The organism is Micromonospora mirobrigensis, assembly GCF_900091555.1.
In the GTDB taxonomy this organism is placed as follows: Bacteria; Actinomycetota; Actinomycetes; order Mycobacteriales; family Micromonosporaceae; genus Micromonospora; species Micromonospora mirobrigensis.
Window position 1 is genome coordinate 16211 of record NZ_FMCX01000012.1, and the last position, 23367, is coordinate 39577.

A 23367-nucleotide genomic window follows, 5' to 3' on the forward strand; every position below is an offset into this window, starting at 1 on the left:
CCTCACCAACTTCCGAGAGCGCCGTCGGCGTGGTACCACACCGGGTTGCGCCAGCGGTGCGGGCTCTCGGCCGCGCGACGTACCGCCGATTCGTCCACCTCAATGCCGAGCCCGGGTCCGGTGAGCCGCGGGATCGAGCCGTCGACCGAGTGGAAGGGGCTGTCGTCGACCAGGTAGCGGAGCTTCTCCGAGTCCGGGTGGTAGCCGAGGCCGAGGCTCTGTTCCTGGATCAGGAAGTTCGGTACGGCCAGGTCCAGTTGCAGCGACGCGGCGAACGCGATCGGCCCGAGCGGACAGTGCGGCGCGACCAGGACGTCGTGGGTCTCGGCGGCGGCGGCGATTCGCCGGCATTCGGACACCCCGCCGGCATGCGACAGGTCCGGCTGCGCCACGGCGATTCCACTGCGCAGCACGGGATCGAAGTCCCAGCGCGAGTAGAGCCGCTCCCCCGTCGCGATCGGAATCGTGGTGGAGTCCACCACCCGACGCAGGTTGCCGCTGTACTCCGGCAGCACCGGTTCTTCCGCGAAGAGTGGTCGCAGCGGCTCCAGCAGGGGCAGGATCCGGACCGCCGCGGCGGTGGTGAAGCGGCCGTGGAAGTCCAGCGCCAGGTCGATGTCAGGGCCGACCGCCTCACGGACGGCGGCGACCCGCGCCACGATCCGGTCGACCGCCGCCGGGGTGGGCAGCGGATCGACCAAGGCCCAGGGGTTCATCTTGACCGCCGTCAGTCCTGCTCCTGCCTGGGCATGGGCGGAGTCGACCAGCTCGGCCGTCGTCTCGCCCCGCAGCCACCCGTAGACGCGCACCTTGTCCCGCACCGGTCCGCCGAGCAGCTCGTGCACCGGAACGCCGTACGCCTTGCCCTTGATGTCCCAGAGCGCCTGGTCGATGCCCGCCATCGCGCTGGACAGCACCGCACCGCCGCGGTAGAAGCCCGCCTTGGCGAGGGTCTGCCAGTGGTGTTCGGTGCGCAGCGGATCGGCGCCGTCGAGCAGGTCGAAAAGCTCCGTCACCGCCGCGCTGACGGTCTCGGCGCGGCCTTCCACGATCGGTTCACCCCAGCCGGAGATCCCCTCGTCGGTGTCGATCCGCAGGAAGAGCCAGCGGGGCGCGACCAGGAACAGTTCATGACCGGTGATCTTCATTCAGAGCCCCTTCGCATGCCAGCCACCGTCGACCGGCAGCGCGGCACCAGTGATGTACGAGGCGTCGGAGGACGCCAGGAAGGCCACTGCCGACGCCACCTCCTCCGCCTCGCCGAGTCGGCCGGCAACGGTCCGGGCGACGTGCCGCACCGCCTTGTCCGGGTCCGCCCAGGCTGGTGTGCGGATCGGCCCGGGCAGAACGGCGTTGACCCGTACACCGGGGCCGTACTCGACGGCGAGCTGGCGGACCAGGGCCACCAGAGCTCCCTTGGCGGCGGCGTACGCCGGCGCTCCAGGCAGCCCGAGCAGCGCGTGAATCGAGGAGGTGACCACGACCGCCCCGGACGTCGCCTGCAGCAGCGGTAGGCAGGTCCGGACTCCCAGGTAGGCACTGCGCAGCGACAATTCCATGATCGCGTCGAACTCGTCGGGGACCAGTTCGTGCAACGGCGCGGGCCGGTGCTGCCCTACGTTGCAGTGCAGTACGTCGAGGCGGTCGACCGTCGCCACCGCGGTGTTCCAGTCGGCCTCGGAGCGGCCGTCCAGCGGCAGCGCCCGGCCGCCGACCTCCTCGGCGACCGCCTTCGCGGCACCGGGGTCGATGTCGCTGACCAGCACTGAGGCACCTTCGTCGGCGAGCCGCCGGGCGGTCGCGGCACCGATCCCGGAGCCGCCGCCGGTGACCAGCGCGATGCGTCCGGCAAATCGGCGGCAGGCGGTCGGGCCGGGCCGGGCCGACCCGGCACCATCGACGGTGGGGAAACTGGTCATTTGCCGATTCCGGCCGTGATGCCCTGCGTGATCCGGTTGCCGAGCCAGACGTACACCATGATGATCGGGAGGATTGTGATGAGAACTCCGGCAAACAACGCGCCGTAGTCCGCGCCGTTGTACTGCTGGCTCTGGATGAAACCGATCAGGGCCAGCGGCAGAGTGTTGTTCTGCCTGCTCTGGACGAACATCAGCGCGAGCAGTGTCTCGTTCCACATGCCGATGACGTTGAGCAGCAGTGCGGTGGTCAGACCCCCGCGGGCCAGCGGAAACATGATCTGCCAGAACGTCCGCCCGGGGGATAGCCCGTCCAGGGCCGCCGCCTCGACCAGTTCCGTCGGTAACGTGGCGAAGAAGCCGGTCAGCAGGAAGACGGTGAACGGCAGCGCGGTGGCGACATACACCAGGAAAAGACCCTGCATGGTGTCGATCAGTTGCAGCTTCGCCATCAGGGAGTACAACGGGAGCACGATCACCTGTACCGGGATGCCGAGGCCGAGGGCGAAGTACATGGTCAGTCCCGCGGCGGTGCGGCTCACGCCGCGGGACAGCACGTACGCGGCGGGGGCGGCGACCGCCACTGCGGTCAGTGACGCAGTGGACACCAGTAGAACGGAGTTGATCGCCGCCGTTCCGAAGCCGCCCTGCTCCCAGGCGTTGGCCCAGTTCTCCCATCGCATCGAGGTCGGCAGCGCCCAGGGCGAAGCGAGGATCTCCCGGTTGCTCTTGAAGGCGCTGAGCACCATGAACCCGAACGCGAAGAGGCAGAATCCGGTGAAGAGCCAGATCAGGCCGGTGCCCACCATTCGCATGGGAGCGACGGGGCGCCGGCGGTGGTGCCGGACCTGAATGTAGGTCGCCATCACGATCTCCTAGAACTCGATCGTCTCGCGCCGCATCAGACGGCGAAGCGCGACCACGAAGAACACCACCAGCAGCAACATCACTATCGCGGAGGCGCACGCGTACCCGAACCGGTACGGCGGCGGGTTGTTGCCGACGGTCTGCGCGTAGACGAAAACGGCGGCGGTCCACTCGTACGCCGGTGGCGGGTAGCCGCCAGCGGCACCGAACGCATAGTTGAACTCGAATATCTTGACCGAACTGATGGTCCACAGCACTGCGGCGACACCGACGATGTCCCAGGACAGTGGCAGCGTGACGTGCCGCAGCTTCTGCCAGGCGTTGGCGCCGGCGAGCATGGCGTCCTCGTAGTAGTACGCCGGGATGCGGTCGACGCCGGCCATCAGAATCATCACGTAGTACCCGATGTTGATCCACACCAGGCCGACCATGATCGCGGGGAACGCGGATTTCGGCCCGATCCACTTCACGGGTTCCACGCCGACAGTGCCGAGGGCGTTGTTGACGAGCCCGTCGTACCGCAGCAGGTAACCCCAGAAGATCGCCAGCACGATGGTGGAGACCACGTGCGGCAGGAAGATCACGCTACGGACGAACCTGTTGCCCCGCATCTCGCGGAGCACCAGCAGGAAGCCGAAGCTGAGAGCGAAGATCGTGCCGCCCACCACGAAGAGCACCAGCAGGGTGTTCGTGAAGGTGGTGCGAAACACCGGGTCGTTCAGCAGCGCCTTGAAGTTGTCCAGCCCGTTCCCTTGCGGGGCGTTGATGCCGTCCCACTCGGTGAAGCTCGCATATGCCGAGTAGAGCGCCGGAAGAATGAAGAAGAGCGTGTAGAGCAGCAGCGCGGCCGAGACAAATGGCAGGAAGAGGCGACGTTGCCCACGGGCCAGGGCGGATGCGTCACGGCGCTGCCGCCGACGGTGCGGGTCACTGGCGGAGGCCGACGGCCGCGGGGCGGGCCGCCCGGTTGAGCGGCCCACCCCCTGGCGCGGGGTGGCGAGGCCGGTGGGGGCCAGGTCAGCCATGAGACTTCCAGTAATCGGCCTGCTTGGACTTGACGTCGACGAGGAACTGCGCCCCGGTGCTCTCGCCCTGCATCAGCGACTGGTAAGCCGGCCGCCAGACGTTGCTCAGCAGGTCCCCGGCTACCAGCGGCACTCCGGCGCTGGTCGCGAAGACGTCCTTTGTTTCGAAGGACTTCTTCAGGGTGGCGAGCTCCTTGGGCGCCTCAATGTCAGCCCGCGGCGTGATGTTGGCCGCCTGGGTAGCGATCGGGGTGAGCCGGGACTTGTTCAGGAAGTATGCGATGAACTTCTGCGCCGGCGCGGCGTGCTTGGCCGACTTGGGGATGGCGAAGCCGAAGAAGTTCACCGGAACCGCGTCCGAGCCGCCGTCGAAGGTCGGGAAGTCGAACGAGTCGAACCGGAAGCCGGGGGCAACCGTCCCCTTGGTCTCGCTGGGGACCCAGGAACCCTGCAGCAGCAGCGCGGCCTTGCCCTGCGCCCAGGCGTTCTGCTGCGCGGGGTACTGGCTGGCGTCGTACCCCTTGACGAAGTAGCCACCCTTGACGAGTTTCTCGAGCTCGTCGACGGCCTGCTTGACCTTCGGGTCGTCCCACTTCGCGCCGGTCTTGTCGGTGGCCAGGTCGCGGTAGCCGTCGGGGCCGAGCGCCCGGATCAGCAGGCTCTGCGGCCAGTACGCCGCCGCGCCCGGATTGTCGGCGTCCAGCGCCAGGGGCGCGATCCCGGACTTCTTCAGGTCGTCGAGCACCTGGACGAACTGTTCCCAGGTGGCCGGCGGCTTTTCGGCGAGCTTCGGGTACTTCGCGGCGTCGAACCAGATCGCCTCGCTGGCGACCTCGTAGGGCACCATGAACGGCTTGCCGTCCCCGCCGGTGAGGTATCGCCGGTACTTCTCGGGGATCACGTCGGAGACCTTGACGTCCTCGCCATCGACCTTCTGCTCGTAGGCCGGGCTGAGGTCGGCGTACTGGTTGGGGAGCACCAGGTTGGCACCGATCGCGTTCAGGGACTGGTCGACCAGGTCGGCCTTGGCACCAGTACGCAATGTCGGCACCAGCTTGGTGAGTACCTCCCGCCCCTGCCACTCGACATTGACCTTGATGTTCGTGTCCTTGGTGAATCCGTCGATGGCGCCCTGGAGCACCTTGGCCTGCGGCTCGGTCTGCTGCCACATGGACCAGTAGGTGAACTCCTCCCCGTCTGTGCCCGAGGAACCGGACCCGCATCCGGCAAGAGCGATCGTGGCGGTGAGGCCCACGGCGGCCAGCGCCGACAGGCGCCGCAACGCTGCGGAGGTGCTGTTGATCATGACTAACACCTATCTGCATGGGGTTGGAGGTGACTGCCGCTGCCGGTCCCGAGGTACGGGGTGGCTGCACGGCGGGTGGGGGAAGTGGACCGCCGGGCGACAGCGGCCAGGTCGGCGAGCCTGTGGGACTGCGGACCGGACACCAGCCCGAGGTGATACAGGTGCAGCTCGTCCATCCCTGCCGCCAGGTAGCGTCGGACGAGGTCGGAAAGCTGCATGGGCTCGACCGGCAGAGTGTCCGGTCGAAAATAGCCACCGAGGCCGATGTCGGGCCTCGTGGCAGTGCGCAGGGCAGCGAGCGCCGGTTCGGCGTCCGGCCACCAACAGTTGGCCACGACGGTGTCGGGGAGGGCTGCGCCATGACCCGCCACGGTGGCGAAGGCGCCGCTGGCGAACGGGTCGGCGGAGGCGTGCACCGTCGCCCGCACCCGGGCACTGCGAAGAATGCCGACCAGCCGGTCCCGCAACTCAGCGGCCAGCGTGGTGCGAACCTCGGCCACCGGTGCGGCCAGACCGCCGAGCGCATCCGACACGCTCGCCGCGCTCGGAAGTCGCCGGACCCGGGCACGCAGCTCCTCCGGGTCGACTCCGGCCGACCGGTAGCGGGGCAGGCAGCCGGTGCAGAAGCAGAGTGAGAGCAGGGCTCGCTGCACCGACGTCCAGTCGGCGAACTCCACCTTGTCGTGGTGCCCGGCGTGGTCGATGCCGAGCGGACCGCACGCCTCCAGCACCACGCCGTCCGGCTCGCCGAGCTCGACCACCTCGGACACCAGCGTGGCGCAGTAGTCACGGACCACCTCGTGCGAGGGGCAGAGCCCGTAGGTGTAGGGCTCGCCGTAGGCATTACGGACCACGAGGTCCCCGTGCCGCGAACCGAGCTGGCTGTTGTGGGTGAGCACCGTCCAGGCGTGCACCGCGAGCCCGCGGGCGCGGACCGCACTGCTGGCCGCGGTGAACGAGCCCGGCCAGGTCGGGGCGGCGGGCACCAGCGGAGAGCCTCGCCAGACGGCGGGCCGGATCGGCAGGTAGAAGGCGGCGTGGCGGGCGGTGACGGTACGTCTGGTCGGGTGCATCGGGGTTGCCGCCCGGGTGGTGTGGTACGCCGCCGCGACCGCGATCCCGTCCACCCCCAGATCGACGGCACGGGCCGCGGCTGCCGGGTCGCCGTCGAAGTCCCACGGGTAGGCGTACCCGATGGCGGTCACCATCGCGGACTCCGGCGCTCGTACTCGGGCCGGAGGCGGCGCATGTATGCCGTGTCGTCACGCTGACGGATACCACAGCCGAGGTACTGCTCGTGCAGCCTGGCAAGCGCGTCCTCGTCGAGGGTCACGCCGAGACCGGGGGTGGTCGGCACCGCGACGCTTCCGTCGCGGAACTCCAAGGCGCCCGGCACGATCAGGTCCTCGGTCTTCCACGGCCAGTGGGTGTCACAGGCGTAGCTCAGGTTCGGAGTGGCGGCGGCCAGGTGCACCATCGCGGCCAGGCTGATCCCCAGGTGCGAGTTGGAGTGCATGGACAGGCCCATGCCGAAGGTGCCGCAGATCCCGGCCAGCAGCCGGGACCGGTGCAGGCCACCCCAGTAGTGGTGGTCGGAGAGCACCACGCCCACCGCACCGGCGGCGACCGCCGGCGCGAGGTGGGGGAAGTCGACGACGCACATGTTCGTCGCCAGCGGCATCGGTGCCTCGCGGGCGACCTCCGCCATCCCGTCGATGCCGGGGGTGGGGTCCTCCAGGTACTCGAGAGTCCCCTCGAGCGCGCGGGCCACCCGCACGGAGGTGGCCGGAGTCCATGCGGCGTTGGGGTCCAGACGTAGCGGCAGGGTGGGGAACTCGTCGCGCAACGCCCTGATGGCTTCGATCTCCTGGTCGGGTGGAAACACCCCGCCCTTGAGTTTGATCGCGGTGAAGCCGTAGCGGTCCACCATTGCGCGGGCCTGAGCGACGATGCCGGCGGGGTCGAGTGCCTCCCCCCATTCGTCCGGCTCACCGGCGGCCCGGTCGCCGTCGGGGTCAGCGGGGTGGTGGGCCCACTTGTAGAACAGATACGCGCTGAAGGGCACCCGGTCCCGCACCGCACCGCCGAGAAGGTCGGCCACTGGCCGCCCCAGCGCCTGACCCTGGATGTCGAGGAAGGCGACCTCGAACGGAGAGAACACCCGTTCCACCGTGCCGCTCTCAGTGATCAGGCCGGTCAGGCCGTGCGCGTCGCCGCCGGTGTCTCCGGCGAGCGCCACGGTGACCGCCGTGAAGGCGGTGTTCAGCGCGAACACGTCGTGCCCGGCCAGCGCGGCGGCGGCCCTGCGCAGCTTGCCCAGGTGCACCTCGTCGGCGTAGGTCTCCCCCAGGCCGGTGATACCGGAGTCGGTCCGCACCTCGACGACGGCGCGTAGGGCGTACGGCTCGTGCACCCCCACCGCGTTGAGCAGCGGCGGGTCGGCGAACGCCACCGGGGTGATCCTGATGCCGGTGACAGTCAGAGCGCTCATCGCCCCGCCACCGACTTCGCGAGGGCGAGCCCGCCGTCGATGATCTGCGCCAACCGTGCCATGTGCTCCGGGGCGGGGTCGACCAGTGGCGGACGGACCCCGCCGACGTCCAGGCCGCGCAGCCGGACCGCCGCCTTGATCAGTGACACGGCGTAACCCGGCACGGTTTCGCGCAGCTCCACCAGGGGGTGGAAGAAGTCGGTCAGAAACGCTTCGACCACTTTCTCGTCGCCCGCGCTGACGGCATCGTAGAAGGCGAGCGAGATTTCGGGGGCGAAGCAGAACACGGCTGAGGAGTACAGGCGTACGCCCAGGCTGCGGTACGCGGTGACGGTGGCCTCGGCGGTGGGCATCCCGTTGAAGAACTGGAACGCCTTGCCGGTGCCGTCGAGGGCGCCCCGTACGGCCAGCACGATTCGGGCCAGCAGGTCCAGGTCTCCGATGCCGTCCTTGAAGCCTGCCACGGTGGCGATCCTCGAAACTTCGGCGGCGGCCGCGGCGTCGAACCGTGCACCACCGCGGTTGTACACGATCAGCGGCAGCGCGGACGCGTCGGCCACCTGCTGCGTGTACCGCACCAGGCCCTCGGTCGGGCCGCTGACGAGGTAGGGCGGAAGCAGCAGCAGTCCGTCCGCGCCGACCGATTCGGCGATCGCGGCGCACCGACGGGCGACTGGCAGGGCGGATCCGGTGCCGGCGTAGACCGGCACCCGCCGGTCGGTGACCGCGACGGTGGTCGCGACCACCTCGCGGTATTCCTCGACGTCCAGCGCGTGAAACTCGCCGGTGCCGCAGGCGACGAAGACCGCGCCGGGTCCGGCGGCCACTCCCTGGGAGACGTGTTCGGCGAGCGCGGCGAGGTCGACCGACCCCTGACCGTCGAACGGCGTCACCGGGAAGAAAAGCACCCCATCAAGTTCCGGCACTCGACACATCCTCCAGCTCCAACTGTTCACACTTGTGAACACTGATCGCCCTTGCGAACTAGGATGCGGACGGTAATACTCGTCACTTGGGACTGTCAATACTTGGTAACCACGACGTTTCGCGACGATGTCCACGCGGGACGCCCGGACATCGGGGAGCCATGACCACGATGCACACGAGCGGCCCTGTGGCCGCCGCCACCACCACCGCCGCCAGCGAAAGTGCGGTGCAAGCCGCAGACGTTCAGCCAGCCGGGGTCAGCCGCCGGCCGGAGTCGGTCAAGTCAGCGGACCGAACCGTCGACGTCCTGGAGACGCTCGCCGCCAACGACGGCCGGCTGACGTTCAGCGAGCTGCAGCGCAGACTCGACGTACCGAAGTCGAGCCTGCACGCCATCCTGCGCACACTCGTCGCCAGAGGATGGGTCGACACGGACGAACGCGCCAGCGCGTACGGCATCGGCTTGCGGGCGCTGCGGGCAGGCGCATCCTTCCTCGACCGTGACCCGGTGGTGCAGGCGGCGGGAACGGTACTCACCCGGCTTCGCCACCATCTTGACGAGACAGTCCATCTCGCTCGGCTGGACGGCTGCGACGTCGTGTACCTGGCCAGCCGTGAGTCACAGCACCACCTCCGGGTCGCGTCCCGGATCGGCCGCCGGCTGCCGGCCCATGCCACGGCCCTCGGCAAGGCGCTGCTGGCCGCCCGCACCTGGGAGGAGGTGGACCGGGTGTTGCCGCACCGGCTCATCGCGTTGACCGACCACACCGTCACGGACCGGCAGACGCTCCGCGAGGAACTCTCGGACACCCGCGTACGCGGATGGGCGTACGAGGCTGAGCAGAACACCCCTGGCCTGGCCTGCGTCGCCGTCGCGCTGCCCAGCAGCTCTTCACTGGATGCCGTGAGCTGCTCGATCCCCTTGGCACGAGCCACCGACGCGCACCTCGCGGAGGCGGTCAAGGCCATCACCGCCGCAGCCAGCGAGATCAGCGCCATGGCACGCGTCCGGTACTGACGTCGACCGTCGGGCCGGTCGGCGGCGGTGTGCCGACGACCGGCCCGCGCGGGCCCTGCCGCAGCCGCGAGGTGAAGCGGCTGCGGCAGGGCCCGTCACCCGGTGGGGACGACCTCGTCCACCAGCTCCGGCGGGAGTCCCTGCAACGCCACGGTCCGCAGGAAGCGTTGTATGGCCGCGCTGCCGACACTGGTCGCCCAGGGCGCGGAGGTGGCCGGCCATGGGCCGCCGTGGTGCATGGCGTCGCAGACGGCCACCCCGGTCGGCACCCCGTTCCAGACGACCCTGCCGGCTCGGGCCACCAACCCGGGTAGCAGCGCGGCTGCCGCCGGCTGGTCGTTGCTGTTGGCGATGACGGTCGCGGTGAGGGTCCCCTCCAGCGTCTCGACGATGTGCGGGTACGCCTCGACCGGGGCGCAGCACACCACCACCGCCGGCCCGAAGTGCTCCTCCAGGAACGGCCCGTGCAACGCCTCGGGTGGCAACTGCACGGTGAAGGGCCGCGGATTGCCGTCTCCCGCGACGACCTGCACACCGCCCACCACACTGGCCTGCTCAAACCACCGTTCGTGCGCCTGCGCCATTGCCGGGGTCAGCATCCGATGCGTCGGCGCCGCCGCGACCTCCGCGGCCAGCGCCCGGGCGAATGTCTCATCGGGCACCACCACCAGCCCTGGTTTGGTGCACAGCTGTCCCGAAGAGCCGGTCACCGCTGCCGCGAGGGCGGTCACCCAGGACCGGTCGGTAGCGGCCTCCGGGAAGACGAAAACGGGATTGAGGGAGCCCATCTCGGCATACACCGGGATCGGGTCGGGGCGCGCCGCGGCGGCCGCCATCAATGCCCGACCGCCGAAGAGCGAGCCCGTGAAGCCGACCGCCCGGACCACGGGATTCTGCACCAGGGCAACCGAGACCTCGGGGCCGCCCTCGACAAGGCCGAACACGCCCTGCGGAAGCACCGCGGCGAGGCGACCCGTGACAAGTCGGGATGTCGCCGGTTGCGCCGGGTGGGCCTTCACCACCACTGGGCAGCCCGCCGCCAGCGCGGAGGCGGTGTCGCCACCAGCGACACCGAACGCGAGCGGAAAGTTGGACGCCGCGAAGACCGCCACCGGCCCGATCGGCACCGACAGGGCGAACACGTCAGCACCGCCCGCTGCGACGCCCGGCGACAAGCGAGCCGGTTGGTGTCGGCCGGCGGCCACGAAGTCACCGAGCAGCCGCAACTGGCCGACCGTTCGCTCCAGTTCAGCGGAGAGCCTCGTCTCCGTCAGCCCCGTCTCGTCCCGGGCAGTCGCGACAATCTGGGCTCCGGCAGCCGACAGCGAGTCGGCGCACGCGTACAGCAGGTCCCGTCGGCGGGCAGCGGACCAGGTGGCCATCTCCGGTCCGACGGCAGCCGCCGCAGCGATCACGTCATGCATGTACTGCCTCCACAGGGTGCGGACGTCGTAAGCGACGCAGGGCCAGTACCGGACGATCCCGCAACGGCGGAGTGCGCCGTACGATCCGTCCTCGTATATGCCTGCCGTCCACATATATAGACACTATGCAGACTCACAGTAGTGGGCCGTTAGGATGGTGGTCAACAGCCACGAAGGGACCAGGTAGACCGCATGGCGCAGCAGCGATCCGAGGCGTCACCCGTCAAGTCCGCCGAACGCACCGTGCGGATCCTGGAGACGCTCGCCGCCGCGCCCGTTCGCCTCACGATCAGCGAGCTCCAGGAGCGACTGGGCTACCCGCGTTCCAGCCTGCACGCTCTGGTTCGCACCCTGCGCGAACTGCGCTGGGTGGAGGCGGACGAGACGCAGACCCGCTTCGGCGTCGGGCCCAACGCCCTGCTGTCCGGCACCGCCTACCTCGACCGGGACCCGGCGCTGCCGTATGTGTACCGGGCACTGGAGGACCTGCGGACCGAGGTCGGCTACACCATGCATTTTGCCCGCCGCGACGGCGGCCACGTGCTCTACCTCGCCAGCCGAGAGTCCCGCGACTCGGTCCGCCTCGTCCCGCGGGTGGGCCGCCGCCTCCCCGTACACCTGACGGCCCTGGGTCAGGCGTTGCTCGCGCAGCTCACCCCGGCCGAGGTGGATGCGCTGGTGCCGAAAGACCTGGAGGCTTGCACACCGCACACCATCACCCGGCGGGACAGGCTGCACACCGTGCTCGACGAGACGCGACATCGCGGCTGGGCCTACGAGATCGAACAGGGCACGGAAGGTATCGCCTGTGTCGCCGCCACCGTTGACTACCGGATCCCCGCCACCGACGCGATCAGCTGCTCCATGCCCGCCCACCTCGTGGACGAGGCCGAGTTGGCCAGGGTCGCGAAGCTCGTCCTGGAGCACAGCCAGCAACTCGCCGCCACCCTCCGCCTACGCGGCATCCGGTAATGCGGCATCCGACGTTCACTGGGTGGAAATGGACGGCGGCTCCGCCCCTGCCCTGGGCGGCCCTCCGCCCCTGATCGTTAGGACATCCGCACCCCGAGCGGGATCTCGCACCACTGGCCACCGATCCTGCTGAGCAGCGGGTCGTGCGTGAAATCGGGTTCGCCGTGCTCGGCGATCAGCTTGTCGGCGTAGACCTCAGCGTCGTCCTGCGGGTGGTAGCCGATTGCCTCGCCCTCGGCCAAGGAGCACCAGCGACGAGTGTTGCGACTGATCCCCCACACGATCCGGTAGCCCGGGGAGGGTGCGGTGAGGCATGCCTCGACCAACCGGGCGCCGTCGTCCGGCGACAGCCACAGCGCCAATGCGCGAAGGGTGCTCGGAGTCTCGAAGCAGAACCCGATCCGCAGGCAGATCACATCCATGCCGAAGCGGTCATGGTAGAGCCGACCGACCGCCTCGGCGGCGACCTTGCTCCAGCCGTACAGGGTGTCAGGGCGGGGTGGAGCGTCCGCGGGCACCGGTTCCGCGCCCCGCTGATGAAAACCGGCCGCGTGGTTGGACGAAGCGATGATCACCCGGCTGACGCCCACGCGACGTGCGGCCTCCAACACGGAGTACGTGCCGAGCATGTTGAGCTCGAGCACCTGCTCGACCGGGGCTTCCACACTCTGCCCACCGAGATGCAGCACCGCGTCGACCCCCGCGCACGCGGCAGTCATCGCCTCCACGTCGGTGATCGAAGCGAGTATCAGCTCCTCCCCCGCACCGAGCGGCTCGGCGGGGGGCCGGACATCGAGCAGGCGCAGTCGCCAGCCCAGCCGTAGGAGTCGAGGTCGCAGCAGCGATCCCACTCCTCCTGCGGCCCCGGTGACCAATAGGACGTTCCTCACTGGACGCAGCTCCTCTTCGATGCCTTGGCAGGGCCCCTCACAACATAGTCCATGTCTCGACTCTTGGACAGCGTATACATATGTGGACACGGTCCGACTCTGATGGGCTGTGACGCGGACCGATCGCCTTCGACGGACGCCTCTCCGCAGGCCGCAAGGTGCCGCCCAGGTCGCGGTGGTCCTGCGCTGTCGCCGGTCCACCAGCTTGACGAACTTGTGCAGAGCGGGAGCGAGCTACGGCTGAACCCACAAACGGGACTTCACCAACACCAGGGAGACCCCCGGGCCCGGGCAAGTCGACACAGTTGCGCAGGAGCGGGTCGGCGAGCAGGACCGCGAGCCCGGCCGCCCCGCCTCGCCACCGGCGACAGGCAGTGGCCCCGGATCGCGATCGCGACCGGGTTCGAACGGACCCACCACCGGCGCAGACGACAGGGGTCACTGTCCCGGTTGCCCCCGTCGAGTTCGAGAGCACCATGCACCCACCGGCCAGTCAGGCCGCGTGACCACACCTGTCACCTGCCGGTGCAGCAGACCCGGTCGGGCACGAGTTGGCTTTCGTGTTCGATTGCCAGCTGGCTAGATCAAGCCCTCAACAAGCGGGAAACGGCACCGCCTTCTGCGGCGCCGAGCACGATCGGCGGCAGAAAGACGCACCCTGCCGCCACCGAAGTTCGGTGCATGCCGACCTGCTATCGCTTGTCACCCGGCGGCATCTGCAACCACAGACGCACGCCCAGCAGGGCGCAGGCCACGCCCACGACGACGATAGCCGCTTCGACCAGGCCTGGGATGTGATCCAAAAATCCAAAGGTTCGCCTGGCGGACAACGCGAGAAAGGCGACCGGAAGAAGGACGATAGCGCCGATGCGCTGGCGACTCATGGGCGTAACTGTATCAAGCGCGCCGATCGATACCGCGCCGGCCGCGGAGCGTCCTATCGTGGGCATGAGCACGCGTTTGCGGCCACCTGCCCTGACGAGCGGCATTTCCACATCCGATCCCGCACGAACAGCCGAGAATACGTCGCCGCCGCACTCGGCACGCCTCACTCAGTTGTCGGGCCGACACGCGGACACGAGTAGCGCCAACCGGCGGCACAGCCACCGTCGTCCCGCCCCATCGACGCCCGCCGCGCCGCCACTCCGAAAGGGTCGACTCTGCGTTCTACGCCCACATCTACACCGCCGGCCAGTCAACGAGCCGGAACCGTCGCACAAGACAGGAGAGTTGTCGACCTCAAGAGCGTCGGCGAAGCCTTGCTCGCGGCGACCGACGCCGGGCCTGGTGGACACCCCGCCGGGTCATGCGCACCTGGTCAGGAAAGAGACCGCACCTGACCTACCCTTCCACCGGCGGTGATTCAGGCCGGTGCGCCGCCTTCAGTTGCCGCCCGAGCCGCGGCGAACTCCGCTCGACCCAGCGCCACCCCGGCGACACCCCAACCGCCCTCCGCGGCTTCCGTCAGCGTGACCCAGGTACGCCCCACCACCGCAGGATCGCCCACCGCCTCCGCGATCATCCGGGTCACCTCAGCGACCAGGTTCCTCTGACTCTCACGGGACAGCGCACCCGGCGGAGTCATGACCTGAACGCGAACCACGCCGGGTGCGGGCCCAGCCGCGGTAGCCACCGCACCGACCGGAGTCTCGTGCACATATACGGCGGCATTCTCGAGGTACGGCGACCGCAGTGGGCTCCCCTCGTGCCGCAGGACAGCCAAGGCCACGTCCTGCGCCAGAGCAGCGGAGCCGTCACGGGCCAGCAGCCCGTCCGGGATATAGATGCCGACCATGGGCATAGCAGTCACCTCGATCTGGTGAAGGGATCTCGACCGCATCCAGTCAACGACTTCGAGTCGACTGGCGGTCAAGGTAATGTTCACGCGTGCTCACGATCGGGCAGTTGGCCCAGCGATCCGGCATCCCGGCGACGACGTTGCGGTACTACGACTCGATCGGGCTCCTCGAGCCTCGCCGCCTCCCCAACGGTCACCGCCGCTTCCCGGAGGAGACCCTTGAGCGGCTGCGGCTGGTACGGCTCTGCCGGCGGCTCGGGCTGCGCCTGGACGAAATCGCCGCCGTCCTGACAGGTGACGGGAGACAGCGTCGCGAGGTCGCAGCCCGCCGGCTCCGCGAGGTCGACCAGCGGATGCACGAGCTCGCCGGCGTCCGCGCCGTCCTGGCGCATCTGGCCGAATGCACCCACGGACCCGGCGAGAGCGCCGCCTGTGAGGCGAGCGTCCTGGCCGCCCTTCCCGACGAACTGGCCGCAGGTCCTGTCGCCATCGGCTCCAGTCGTTGAGGCCCATCAGGTAATCGGCGCAGTGCGGCCGTGACCGCCACAGCGAACGGCGCGGCGCGCAAAGGCGCCCGCCCGGGAACCGTCGTTCCTGGGCGGGCGGCGCGATGCGCGATCGGTGGTGGCCCTACTACTTGGTGAGCGGCCCGAGCTTCGGGTCGTTCGCGTAGGCCTCGGCGGCGTTGGCCTTGGTCACGGCCACCGGGGGGAGCAGGTAGGTGTCGACGACCTTGCTGCCGTTGTTGTACGACTTGGTGTCGTTGATCTCCGGCTTGTCGCCCTTCTGCAACGCCTGGATCATCGCGATGGTCTGCTTGACGAGGTTCCGGGTGTCCTTGTTGATGGTCATGTACTGCTCGCCAGCCATGATCGACTTGACCGACTCGACCTCGGAGTCCTGGCCGGTGACGACCGGGATCGGCTTGCCGGCGCCCTTGATCGAGGTGATGATCGCGCGGGCGAGGGTGTCGTTGGGGGACAGGACGCCGTCGAGGGCCTTGTTGCCGCCGTAGGTGGAGGTCAGCAGCTGGTCCATGCGGGCCTGCGCACCCTCGGCCTTCCAGCCCTGGATGGCGGTCTGCTTGACGTCGGTCTGCTTGGAGGCGACGACCACGTTGCCCTTGTCGATCTCCGGCTTGAGTACGCTCATCGCGCCGTTGAAGAAGACACCGGCGTTGTTGTCGTCCGGGGAGCCGGAGAAGAGCTCGATGTTGTAGGGGCCGTTGGGCTTCTTGGCCTTCATGCCGTCGAGCAGGGCCTGGCCCTGGAGCTGGCCGACCTTGAAGTTGTCGAACGCGACGTAGTAGTCCAGGTCCGGGGTGCCGGTGATCAGCCGGTCGTAGGCGATGACCTTCGCGCCGGCGGCGTGCGCCGCGGCGACCTGGGTGGAGAGTTGGGCTGCGTCGGTGGCGCCGATGACGATGACCTTGGCGCCCTTGGTCACCATGGCGGTGATCTGCGCCTGCTGGTCGGCGACGGTGGTCGACGCGCCGGCGTACTGCACGTCGCTCTTGAAGCCGGCCTCCTTGAGGCCGTTGGTGAACAGGTCACCGGCGAGGACCCAGTTCTCCGAGGTCTTCGACGGCAGGGCGACACCGATCAGGGAGTCGGCCGCGAAGCCCTTGGCCGAGCCGGCCGAACCGCTGTCGGAGTCGCCGTCGCGGCCGGAGCCGCAGCCGGTGAGGGCCAGCGTCGCGATGGCGCCGATGGCCACCGTCTTGGCGAGGAAGTTGCGCATGAGGAGGTAGTGCCCTTCTACAGAGGTGATGAGGGTGGAAGGTCGGTGGCCGTCAGCCGGACACCGTCGTCCTGGCGGGTTCGCGGCCCGCGTCGGACGAGGACGGAGGTGCGCCGCTCGGCGTGTCCCGGCGGAGGCCGCGGGTGAGGCTGCCGATGATGGAGAAGCGGCCCTGGCGCTTGTTGTAGACGTCGAGTGCGACGGCCAGGAGCAGGACCAGGCCCTTGATGATCTGGACCTTGTCGGTGCCGACGCCCTGGAGTTGCAGGCCGTTGTTGAGTACGGCCATGACCAGGCCACCGACGATGGAGCCGCTGATGGTGCCGATGCCGCCGGAGACGGCCGCGCCACCGATGAAGACCGCGGCGATGGCGTCGAGTTCCCAGCCGTTGCCGTCCTGCGGGCCGGAGGCCGCCGATCGGGCCACGAAGATCATGCCGGCCAGCGCGGCCAGGATTGACATGTTCATCATGACGAAGAAGTTGACCCGCTTGAGCTTCACGCCGGAGAGCTCCGCGGCCCGCGAGTTGCCGCCGACGGCGTAGATGTGCCGGCCGCCGGCGGTGTTGCGGGTGTAGAAGGAGTACGCCAGGACGAGCGCCACCAGGATGATCCCGGAGATCGGGAAGCTGGTGCCGACCCGGCCGCTGGCGAACCGCAGGCTGGCGAAGACGATCACGCCGACCATCACGGCCATCCGCAGGATCGAGATCCACATCGGCGCCGGGTCGGCGTCCATCTCGCGGCGGGTCTTGCGGGACTGCAACTCGCGCCAGATGACGGCCAGGCAGGCCGCGAGGCCGAGCAGCAGGGTGAGGTTGTTGTAGCCGGTGCTGGGGCCGACCTCGGGCAGGAACCCGGAGCCGATCTTCCTAAAGCCCTCGGGCACCGGGATGGTGTTCGCGTTGCCGATGTACTGGTTACCGCCGCGGAACAGCAGCATGCCGGCCAGCGTGACGATGAACGCGGGCACCCCGATGTAGGCCACCCAGAAGCCCTGCCAGGCGCCGATCGCGGCACCGATGACCAGGCCGAACACGATGGCCGCCGGCCAGGGCAGGTCCCACTCGGCCATCGACTTGGCGACCAGGATGCCGGTGAACGCCGCGACCGAGCCGACCGACAGGTCGATGTGCCCGGCGACGATCACCATCAGCATGCCGATGGCCAGGATCAGGATGTACGAGTTCTGGTTGAACAGCGCGATCAGGTTGTCCGATCGCAGCGTCAGCCCGTTCGTCCAGATCTGGAAGATCAGCACGATCCCCACCAGCGTGGCGATCATCCCGAACTGCCGGGCGTTGGAGGTCGTCCCTCCGAAGAGGTTCTTCTGCAGGTCCTTGAATCGGCTCATCGTGTCTGCATCTTCTTCGTCGAGGTCATCTGCTTCATGAGGGTCTCCGGGTCAGCGTCCGCCCGGGCGAGCTCGCCGGTGATGGCGCCTTCGAACACGGTGTAGATGCGGTCGCAGAGCCCGATCAGCTCGGGCAGCTCCGAGGAGATGACGATGACGCCCTTGCCCTGGTCGGCGAGCCGCTGGATGATGCCGTAGATCTCGTACTTGGCGCCCACGTCGATGCCCCGGGTCGGCTCGTCGAGGATCAGCAGGTCCGGGTCGGTGAACATCCACTTGGCCAGGACGACCTTCTGCTGGTTGCCGCCGGAGAGCTTGGCGACGCCCTCGTCGACCGTCGGCGCCTTCGTGCGCAGGTCCCGGCGGTACGACTCGGCCGCCTGGTACTCCCGCACCTCGTCCAGGACACCGTGCCGGGAGATCTTGGACAGCTTCGCGGCCACCGTCGAGGCCTTGATGTCATCGAGCAGGTTCAGCCCGAGCGCCTTGCGGTCCTCGCTGACGTACGCCAGGCCGTGGGCGATCGCGTCCGCCACCGACTTGAGCACGATCTCCTTGCCGTCCTTGACGATCGTGCCGGACTCGAACACCCCGTACGAACGCCCGAAGACGCTCATCGCCAGCTCGGTACGACCCGCGCCCATCAGCCCGGCGAAGCCCACGATCTCGCCCCGCCGTACGACGAAGCTCTCGTTCTTGCAGACCTGGCGCTCGGCCGAGATCGGGTGCCGCACGTTCCAGTCCCGCACCTCGAAGAACACCTCACCGATCTTCGGGGTGTGGTCCGGGAAGCGGCTGCTCAGCTCGCGCCCGACCATGCCCCGCACGATCCGGTCCTCATCCACGCCGTCCTGGATGTTCAGCGTCTCGACCGTCCGACCGTCCCGCAGGATCGTGATCTGATCCGCGATCGCCTCGATCTCGTTGAGCTTGTGCGAGATCATGATCGAGGTGATGCCCCGCGAGCGGAAACCCCGCAGCAGGTCCAGCAGGTGCCGCGAGTCGGCCTCGTTCAGCGCCGCGGTCGGCTCGTCCAGAATCAGCAGCTTGACGTCCTTGGCGAACGCCTTGGCGATCTCCACCAGCTGCTGCTTGCCGACCCCGATGTCCTTGATCAGGGTGTCCGGGTCCTCCTGCAGACCGACCCGGGCCATCAGGTCCAGCGCCATCCGGTTCGCGGCCTTCCAGTCGATCGCCCCCCGCTTGCGGGGCTCGTTGCCGAGGAAGATGTTCTCGGCGATCGACATGTCCGGGATGAGCGCGAGCTCCTGGTGGATGATCACGATGCCCGCGTGCTCGCTGGCCCGGATGTCGGAGAAGCGGGTCTCCGCGCCCTGGTAGACGATCTGGCCGTCGTAGGTGCCGTACGGGTAGACGCCGCTGAGCACCTTCATCAGCGTCGACTTGCCCGCGCCGTTCTCACCGCAGATGGCGTGGATCTCGCCGGCGCGCACCACCAGGTTGACGTCGGCAAGGGCCTTGACTCCTGGGAACTCCTTGGTGATGGAGCGCATCTCCAGGAGGATCGGTGCTGCCGCGTTCACGCTCCCACCACCTCGCAACGGCCCTGAGCGGTCGCGCTGGGCCGTACGGGTGAAAGCGCACCTTGCGTGCGGAAAATCGCCCGACCCGCACCGGGCATCGAGTGTGCGCGGGCGACGGGTATTGGCAGAGCCACGGTTCGCCTCCGATGTGTCCCGTTCATCCGCTGATCACTGCTGTGGAAGTGCGCACCGACGTTCCCTCTGTCCGAGCGTGAGTGTTGGTCATGGTTTTGGCGCCGTTCTGTCCAAGGGGATTGAGCGGAGGCGTCAGGCCTTCTCCGCAATCGCCGCCACCGGCCGGTCGGTGGGAGCCGCCCCGTCCAGTTCGCTTCGGAATGGTGGGTCGGCGCCGGTCCGCCCGCACGTCACCGCGGCCGCTCGTGCGGCGAACCGACCGATCTCGGCCAGTTGCTGCGGATCCAGCGAGGCGATCGCGTCATGGCGGTCACCACCGAGCAGGTTCCGGGCATCGAGTGCGCACAGCAGTGCCGCCATGAAGGTGTCACCCGCGCCGACCGTATCGACCACCCGAACCGGTGACGCCGCCACCTCGGCATGCCCGGCCCGGTTGAGCAGCACGGCCCCCGTACCGCCCAGCGTGACCACCACGAGCAGCCGGCCGGACGAGAGCCAGCCGGCAGCGACCCGTTCGGCAGGGACATCGGGGTAAAGGTGCGCGAGGTCCTCCTCGCTGACCTTGACGATGTGCGTGTGGGGCAACAGTTCCTCGGTGCGGCGAACCAGCCCGGCACGCGATCCGCCGACCGAGGGGCGGATGTTCGGGTCGAAGCTGATGCTCACCGCTCCCCCGGCGTGCTCGCGCCGGACGAACCGGGCCACCACGTCCGCGCCCGGCTCCCGGTAGGCGGCGAGCGACCCGACGTGCAGCGCCTGAGCGGTGACCCGTTCAGGCAGCTCGCTGTCAGCCCACTGCCAGTCGGCTGTTCCCTCGACCCAGAAGGTGTACTCGGTCGCACCGTCCGCGCCGGGCACCGCGACTGCCAACGACGACGGTTGTCCCGCGTCGACCAGGAGACCGTCGAGCACCGACGCGCCACCGAGTCGACCCCGGACGCGACTGCCGAAGGCGTCGTCGGCCACGCGGGCGATCATCGTCGTCGCCATGCCGAGCCGGCTGGCGGCGACGGCCACGTTGGCCGGACTGCCGCCGGGCAACGCCCGATAGCTGTCGGATTCGGGGTCGGGAACCAGGTCGATGACGTTCTCGCCGAGCACCGCTAGCGTGGTGTCCGGGCGCGGGTCGGCAGTGCGTTCGCGCAGGGCGACCGCCAGAGAGCGCGACAGGGGCAGGTGTGGCAGCAGGGTCGCCTGCACGGCGTGGTACAGGTCGGGCTTACCGGCCCACACTCCGGCCGTCGGACGGTTGTTGGCGTCCAGTTCGTGATGCCAGCTGCCGTCGACAGCATCGCGAAAGGACTCCCCGATGTGCTGCCACCAGCGGCGGTACCACATTTCGTAGGCCGGTTCGCCGGTGCGGCGGAACAGGGCCGCCGCGGCGGCGACCGCCTCGGCCGCGACCCAGTGCATCCGAGCCGTTACCACCGGCCGGCCCTGCCAGTCGACCGTGTAGACGAACCCGGGCTTGCCGTCCACGGCCCAACCGTGCTGAACGGCGGCGCCGAACAGCGCCTGCGCGTCCGCCAGGAGCCAGGTCGGCGGATCGTCCAGCGCCGCGTCGAGGTGCAGCAGCAGGCGCGCCCACTCCATCCAGTGCCCGACCGTGCCCCCGTACGGCCGGAACGGGTGATCGGGTTGCCTGATGTGGTATTCGGGCAACACGCGCCAGTCGGCGTCGAAGTGCTCGGGCATCAGCCAGCCGTTCTGCCGGGCGGCCCCGTGCACCAGGTGCGTGGCGATCGTCAGGGCACGGTCCCGCCAACGCTGCTCACCAGTCACGTCGGCGACGGCCAGGAACGCCTCGACGGCGTGCATGTTGCTGTTCGCTCCGCGGTACGCCTCGCAGACGTTCCACCGCCGGTCCCACTGTTCCACGCAGCGCTGCTCGCCATCGTCCCAGAAGCGTTCGTCGACGATCCGGGTCACGTCGGCCAGCAGTCGAGGTGCGAGAGGATCGCCCGCTACGACCGCACTGGCGGCGGCGAGCATGACGAAGGCGTGGGTGTACATCGACTTCTCGGTGTCGAGCGGTTCGCCGGTGGGATGCAGGCTCTCGAACCACCCGCCGTGCTCGCTGTCGCGCAGCGGGCCGGCCAGGGCGCGTACGCCGTGTGCCACCCGGCGGCGACCGTCCTGGTCGCCGCGGAGCACGGCGATGGCGGCGACGTGCGTCATCCGGGCGGTCAGCCAGGTCTGCACGGGTCGTCCGGTGACCACCCGGCCGCGCCGGTCAAGCCAACCGAATCCGGTCGGGGTGGCTCCCTCCGCGCCGAAGGCCAGCAGCCGGTCGGTCTCCGCAGCCAGCCAGGCCCGGTGTGCGGGTGAATCGATCCACGGCTCATCCATGGTGCTGCTCCTTCTCCCTTGCCTCATCGGGCGGAGGCCGGGCCGGGCCCGCCCGTGCCGGCGTCTGCGCGGGCGGGCACGGCGCTCAGTACGCCTGGTCGCTGATGGAGAAGGCGTTCTGGTACTTGATCCAGCGGGCCAGGTAGGCCCACCCGGCGTGGTGCGAGACCCACTCCTCACGCCCCGGGTAGGTGTCCTCCGAGCCGACGTCGTTGTAGGCACCGAGGTAGGTACGGCGGTCGGTGAACCGGTTCTGCATGTCGAGCACCTTCTGGGCGTGGTACTGCTCCCAGTACGCGCCCTTCTGGCTGGCCAGGGCGTCGATGCCGAACGCGTCGGCGAAGACGTCCATGGTGGCGAACTGCATCCGTCGTTGCGTACCCCAGTCGTTGCCGTTGGGGTAGTAGATGTCGCTCGATCCGTCGCGGTAGATCGTGCCGCCGGGCGCCGCGTTCGTCCGGGTGAGCCTCGGGTCGGCGGCGTACGGGTTCTGCCCGACGACGAAGTTGAGGTCCACCAGCGCGTCGTAGACGACACCCGCGTTGAACAGCGCCGCGCGTGGTGTGCCCTTTCCGGCCAGGGAGGAGGTCAGCCCGGCGTGGAGGTTGAGGGAGATCGCCTCCATGTAGTCCGGGTGCACCCGGTCGTGGTTGGTCATCGTCCCATCGGCGTTGGTGTTGGAGCCGTCCAGCCAGTCAGCCAACGTCCGCCCGTTGACGACCGTGGTGCTGGTGACGTCCGACGGTCGCGCGGTGGCGGAGATCATCAGCTCGGCGCTCTTGCGCATCCAGGTGCCGTAGTTGGGGTGAGTCGGCATCATCGCGGTCGCCACCTGCAACACCTGGGCGTTCCAGGCGTTCTCCTCGGCCTTGGTATCGCCGGGAGTCAGGAACGCGCCGGTCGCGCTGCGGTAGTACGGCACGGTGTAGCTGTTGAACCGGTTGGCCTCGTACTCGACCATTTTGCGCACGTACTCGCGATCGGTGGTCGAGAGATCGTCCCACATCAGCCAGCCGGCGAAGCCGGCGAACGCTGCCCAGTGCGCGCTCTGCCAGGCGTTGCCCCAGCCGCCGCTGGTGTTCACCAGGTGGCGGTAGGCCAGCGAACTGATCAGGCGGACCGTCTTTGTCTTGGCCTCGGTGGCGGATGGCGATGGGTTGCTGTTGTTGCCGGTCTGGTAGACGCCCAATTTCAACGACACGGCCAGACCGAACGCCTGGGCGGCCGGGGGCCGGATGTTGTCCTCGGCGGTGCCACCGAAGGTGAGGTAGGCGCCGATCTGGGCGTCGTAGTTCTTGGTCTCGTTGTACCAGGTGGTCAGCGCGAACTGATTCGTGTTGCGCAGGATCGCCCGGAGCCGTACCGAACCGGCGTCGTTCGGGTGGGTGCTGCTGAAGTTGCTCATCACGATCGGCACGACGGCGCTGCCGGCCGCCGCGGCCGGCGTGGCCGGAGCAGTCAGCGTCGCGAGCAGCGTGACGCCGGCGGTGGCGACCAGAGCGAGGGAACGTCGTAGACGCATGGGGATACCTCCTCGACGGGTGGGGGTGTCGCGGTGCAGACAGGCATCGAACGGGTGCTAGCGGGCCGGCCGGCGCCAGGTGGGCGGAA

Annotated in this window: 20 protein-coding genes and 1 pseudogene; 3 read left to right on the plus strand and 18 right to left on the minus strand. The window is 68.9% G+C overall.

Going from position 1 to position 23367, the window contains the following annotated elements; translation table 11 throughout:
* Positions 1–2: 2 nt before the first annotated feature.
* The 8 genes from dgoD to GA0070564_RS26960 are packed head-to-tail and all read right to left on the minus strand — an operon-like array spanning position 3 to position 8666.
* A complete protein-coding gene (gene dgoD / locus GA0070564_RS26925; RefSeq protein WP_091615272.1) occupies positions 3–1148 on the minus strand; it encodes a galactonate dehydratase in 1146 nt (381 codons plus the stop codon).
* Positions 1149–1919 (minus strand): SDR family NAD(P)-dependent oxidoreductase, encoded by a 771-nt coding sequence (locus GA0070564_RS26930; RefSeq protein WP_091615276.1) that lies wholly within the window; start codon positions 1917–1919, stop codon positions 1149–1151.
* Positions 1916–2782: a carbohydrate ABC transporter permease gene (locus tag GA0070564_RS26935; RefSeq protein WP_091615503.1), complete on the minus strand. Its 867-nt coding sequence runs from the start codon at positions 2780–2782 to the stop codon at positions 1916–1918. The genes GA0070564_RS26930 and GA0070564_RS26935 overlap by 4 nt, the downstream gene beginning before the upstream one ends.
* Before the next feature lie 9 nt (positions 2783–2791).
* Complete coding sequence (locus tag GA0070564_RS26940; RefSeq protein WP_091615280.1) at positions 2792–3808, minus strand: carbohydrate ABC transporter permease; 1017 nt, start codon at positions 3806–3808, stop codon at positions 2792–2794.
* Positions 3801–5114 (minus strand): ABC transporter substrate-binding protein, encoded by a 1314-nt coding sequence (locus GA0070564_RS26945; protein WP_091615284.1) that lies wholly within the window; start codon positions 5112–5114, stop codon positions 3801–3803. Before GA0070564_RS26945 ends, GA0070564_RS26940 begins: the two co-directional genes overlap by 8 nt.
* A gap of 2 nt (positions 5115–5116) precedes the next feature.
* Complete coding sequence (locus GA0070564_RS26950; protein WP_176730861.1) at positions 5117–6322, minus strand: hypothetical protein; 1206 nt, start codon at positions 6320–6322, stop codon at positions 5117–5119.
* Positions 6316–7605, minus strand: coding sequence for a glucarate dehydratase family protein (locus GA0070564_RS26955; RefSeq protein WP_091615288.1), 1290 nt, complete (start codon positions 7603–7605; stop codon positions 6316–6318). The genes GA0070564_RS26950 and GA0070564_RS26955 overlap by 7 nt, the downstream gene beginning before the upstream one ends.
* Entirely contained in the window at positions 7602–8666 is a 1065-nt protein-coding gene (locus GA0070564_RS26960) for a 5-dehydro-4-deoxyglucarate dehydratase (protein WP_245670293.1), read from the minus strand. Before GA0070564_RS26960 ends, GA0070564_RS26955 begins: the two co-directional genes overlap by 4 nt.
* 26 nt (positions 8667–8692) lie before the next feature.
* Between GA0070564_RS26960 and GA0070564_RS26965 the strand changes: the two genes are divergently transcribed.
* The gene (locus GA0070564_RS26965; RefSeq protein ID WP_218105007.1) at positions 8693–9550 is read left to right on the plus strand and encodes an IclR family transcriptional regulator; all 858 of its coding nucleotides are present in this window, start codon (positions 8693–8695) and stop codon (positions 9548–9550) included.
* A gap of 95 nt (positions 9551–9645) precedes the next feature.
* Here GA0070564_RS26965 and GA0070564_RS26970 read toward each other — a convergent pair whose 3' ends face one another.
* Positions 9646–10974 (minus strand): aldehyde dehydrogenase family protein, encoded by a 1329-nt coding sequence (locus GA0070564_RS26970; RefSeq protein ID WP_091615509.1) that lies wholly within the window; start codon positions 10972–10974, stop codon positions 9646–9648.
* Positions 10975–11166: 192 nt separating this feature from the next.
* Between GA0070564_RS26970 and GA0070564_RS26975 the strand changes: the two genes are divergently transcribed.
* On the plus strand, positions 11167–11946 hold the full coding sequence (locus GA0070564_RS26975; RefSeq protein ID WP_091615297.1) for an IclR family transcriptional regulator: 780 nt from the start codon (positions 11167–11169) through the stop codon (positions 11944–11946).
* A gap of 77 nt (positions 11947–12023) precedes the next feature.
* Here GA0070564_RS26975 and GA0070564_RS26980 read toward each other — a convergent pair whose 3' ends face one another.
* The 3 genes from GA0070564_RS26980 to GA0070564_RS26990 all read right to left on the minus strand — a co-directional run bounded on the left by GA0070564_RS26980 (position 12024) and on the right by GA0070564_RS26990 (position 14721).
* Positions 12024–12836, minus strand: a complete 813-nt coding sequence (locus tag GA0070564_RS26980) for an NAD-dependent epimerase/dehydratase family protein (RefSeq protein ID WP_091615300.1) — start codon at positions 12834–12836, stop codon at positions 12024–12026.
* Between the two features lie 692 nt (positions 12837–13528).
* Entirely contained in the window at positions 13529–13720 is a 192-nt protein-coding gene (locus GA0070564_RS26985; protein ID WP_091615305.1) for a hypothetical protein, read from the minus strand.
* Between the two features lie 479 nt (positions 13721–14199).
* Complete coding sequence (locus GA0070564_RS26990) at positions 14200–14721, minus strand: tautomerase family protein (RefSeq protein WP_091615309.1); 522 nt, start codon at positions 14719–14721, stop codon at positions 14200–14202.
* A 2-nt stretch (positions 14722–14723) separates the two neighbouring features.
* Here GA0070564_RS26990 and GA0070564_RS26995 point away from each other — a divergent pair, with 2 nt between their 5' ends.
* Positions 14724–15140 (plus strand): MerR family transcriptional regulator, encoded by a 417-nt coding sequence (locus tag GA0070564_RS26995; protein ID WP_091615312.1) that lies wholly within the window; start codon positions 14724–14726, stop codon positions 15138–15140.
* A 127-nt stretch (positions 15141–15267) separates the two neighbouring features.
* Here the strand turns inward: GA0070564_RS26995 and GA0070564_RS27000 are convergent, their stop codons facing one another.
* The 6 genes and pseudogenes from GA0070564_RS27000 to GA0070564_RS27020 form a co-directional block, all read right to left on the minus strand.
* Positions 15268–16374, minus strand: coding sequence for a substrate-binding domain-containing protein (locus tag GA0070564_RS27000; protein WP_091615315.1), 1107 nt, complete (start codon positions 16372–16374; stop codon positions 15268–15270).
* 52 nt (positions 16375–16426) lie between these two features.
* On the minus strand, positions 16427–17728 hold the full coding sequence (mmsB, locus tag GA0070564_RS27005) for a multiple monosaccharide ABC transporter permease (protein WP_091615318.1): 1302 nt from the start codon (positions 17726–17728) through the stop codon (positions 16427–16429).
* A complete protein-coding gene (gene mmsA, locus GA0070564_RS27010; RefSeq protein WP_176730868.1) occupies positions 17725–19242 on the minus strand; it encodes a multiple monosaccharide ABC transporter ATP-binding protein in 1518 nt (505 codons plus the stop codon). Before mmsA ends, mmsB begins: the two co-directional genes overlap by 4 nt.
* Before the next feature lie 297 nt (positions 19243–19539).
* Positions 19540–20508 (minus strand): carbohydrate kinase family protein, encoded by a 969-nt coding sequence (locus tag GA0070564_RS30540; RefSeq protein ID WP_425412550.1) that lies wholly within the window; start codon positions 20506–20508, stop codon positions 19540–19542.
* 51 nt (positions 20509–20559) lie between these two features.
* A pseudogene (locus GA0070564_RS30545) lies at positions 20560–21783 on the minus strand (AGE family epimerase/isomerase); the annotation flags it as partial.
* A gap of 58 nt (positions 21784–21841) precedes the next feature.
* On the minus strand, positions 21842–23278 hold the full coding sequence (locus tag GA0070564_RS27020) for a hypothetical protein (protein ID WP_091615328.1): 1437 nt from the start codon (positions 23276–23278) through the stop codon (positions 21842–21844).
* Positions 23279–23367: the final 89 nt, after the last annotated feature.

Coding starts and splice junctions, on each gene's coding strand:
- dgoD (WP_091615272.1), bottom strand. CDS start 1,148: ATGAAGATCACCGGTCATGAACTGTTCCTGGTCGCGCCCCGCTGGCTC.
- GA0070564_RS26930 (WP_091615276.1), bottom strand. CDS start 1,919: ATGACCAGTTTCCCCACCGTCGATGGTGCCGGGTCGGCCCGGCCCGGC.
- GA0070564_RS26935 (WP_091615503.1), bottom strand. CDS start 2,782: ATGGCGACCTACATTCAGGTCCGGCACCACCGCCGGCGCCCCGTCGCT.
- GA0070564_RS26940 (WP_091615280.1), bottom strand. CDS start 3,808: ATGGCTGACCTGGCCCCCACCGGCCTCGCCACCCCGCGCCAGGGGGTG.
- GA0070564_RS26945 (WP_091615284.1), bottom strand. CDS start 5,114: ATGATCAACAGCACCTCCGCAGCGTTGCGGCGCCTGTCGGCGCTGGCC.
- GA0070564_RS26950 (WP_176730861.1), bottom strand. CDS start 6,322: ATGGTGACCGCCATCGGGTACGCCTACCCGTGGGACTTCGACGGCGAC.
- GA0070564_RS26955 (WP_091615288.1), bottom strand. CDS start 7,605: ATGAGCGCTCTGACTGTCACCGGCATCAGGATCACCCCGGTGGCGTTC.
- GA0070564_RS26965 (WP_218105007.1), top strand. CDS start 8,693: ATGACCACGATGCACACGAGCGGCCCTGTGGCCGCCGCCACCACCACC.
- GA0070564_RS26970 (WP_091615509.1), bottom strand. CDS start 10,974: ATGCATGACGTGATCGCTGCGGCGGCTGCCGTCGGACCGGAGATGGCC.
- GA0070564_RS26975 (WP_091615297.1), top strand. CDS start 11,167: ATGGCGCAGCAGCGATCCGAGGCGTCACCCGTCAAGTCCGCCGAACGC.
- GA0070564_RS26985 (WP_091615305.1), bottom strand. CDS start 13,720: ATGAGTCGCCAGCGCATCGGCGCTATCGTCCTTCTTCCGGTCGCCTTT.
- GA0070564_RS27000 (WP_091615315.1), bottom strand. CDS start 16,374: ATGCGCAACTTCCTCGCCAAGACGGTGGCCATCGGCGCCATCGCGACG.
- mmsB (WP_091615318.1), bottom strand. CDS start 17,728: ATGAGCCGATTCAAGGACCTGCAGAAGAACCTCTTCGGAGGGACGACC.
- mmsA (WP_176730868.1), bottom strand. CDS start 19,242: ATGCGCTCCATCACCAAGGAGTTCCCAGGAGTCAAGGCCCTTGCCGAC.
- GA0070564_RS27020 (WP_091615328.1), bottom strand. CDS start 23,278: ATGCGTCTACGACGTTCCCTCGCTCTGGTCGCCACCGCCGGCGTCACG.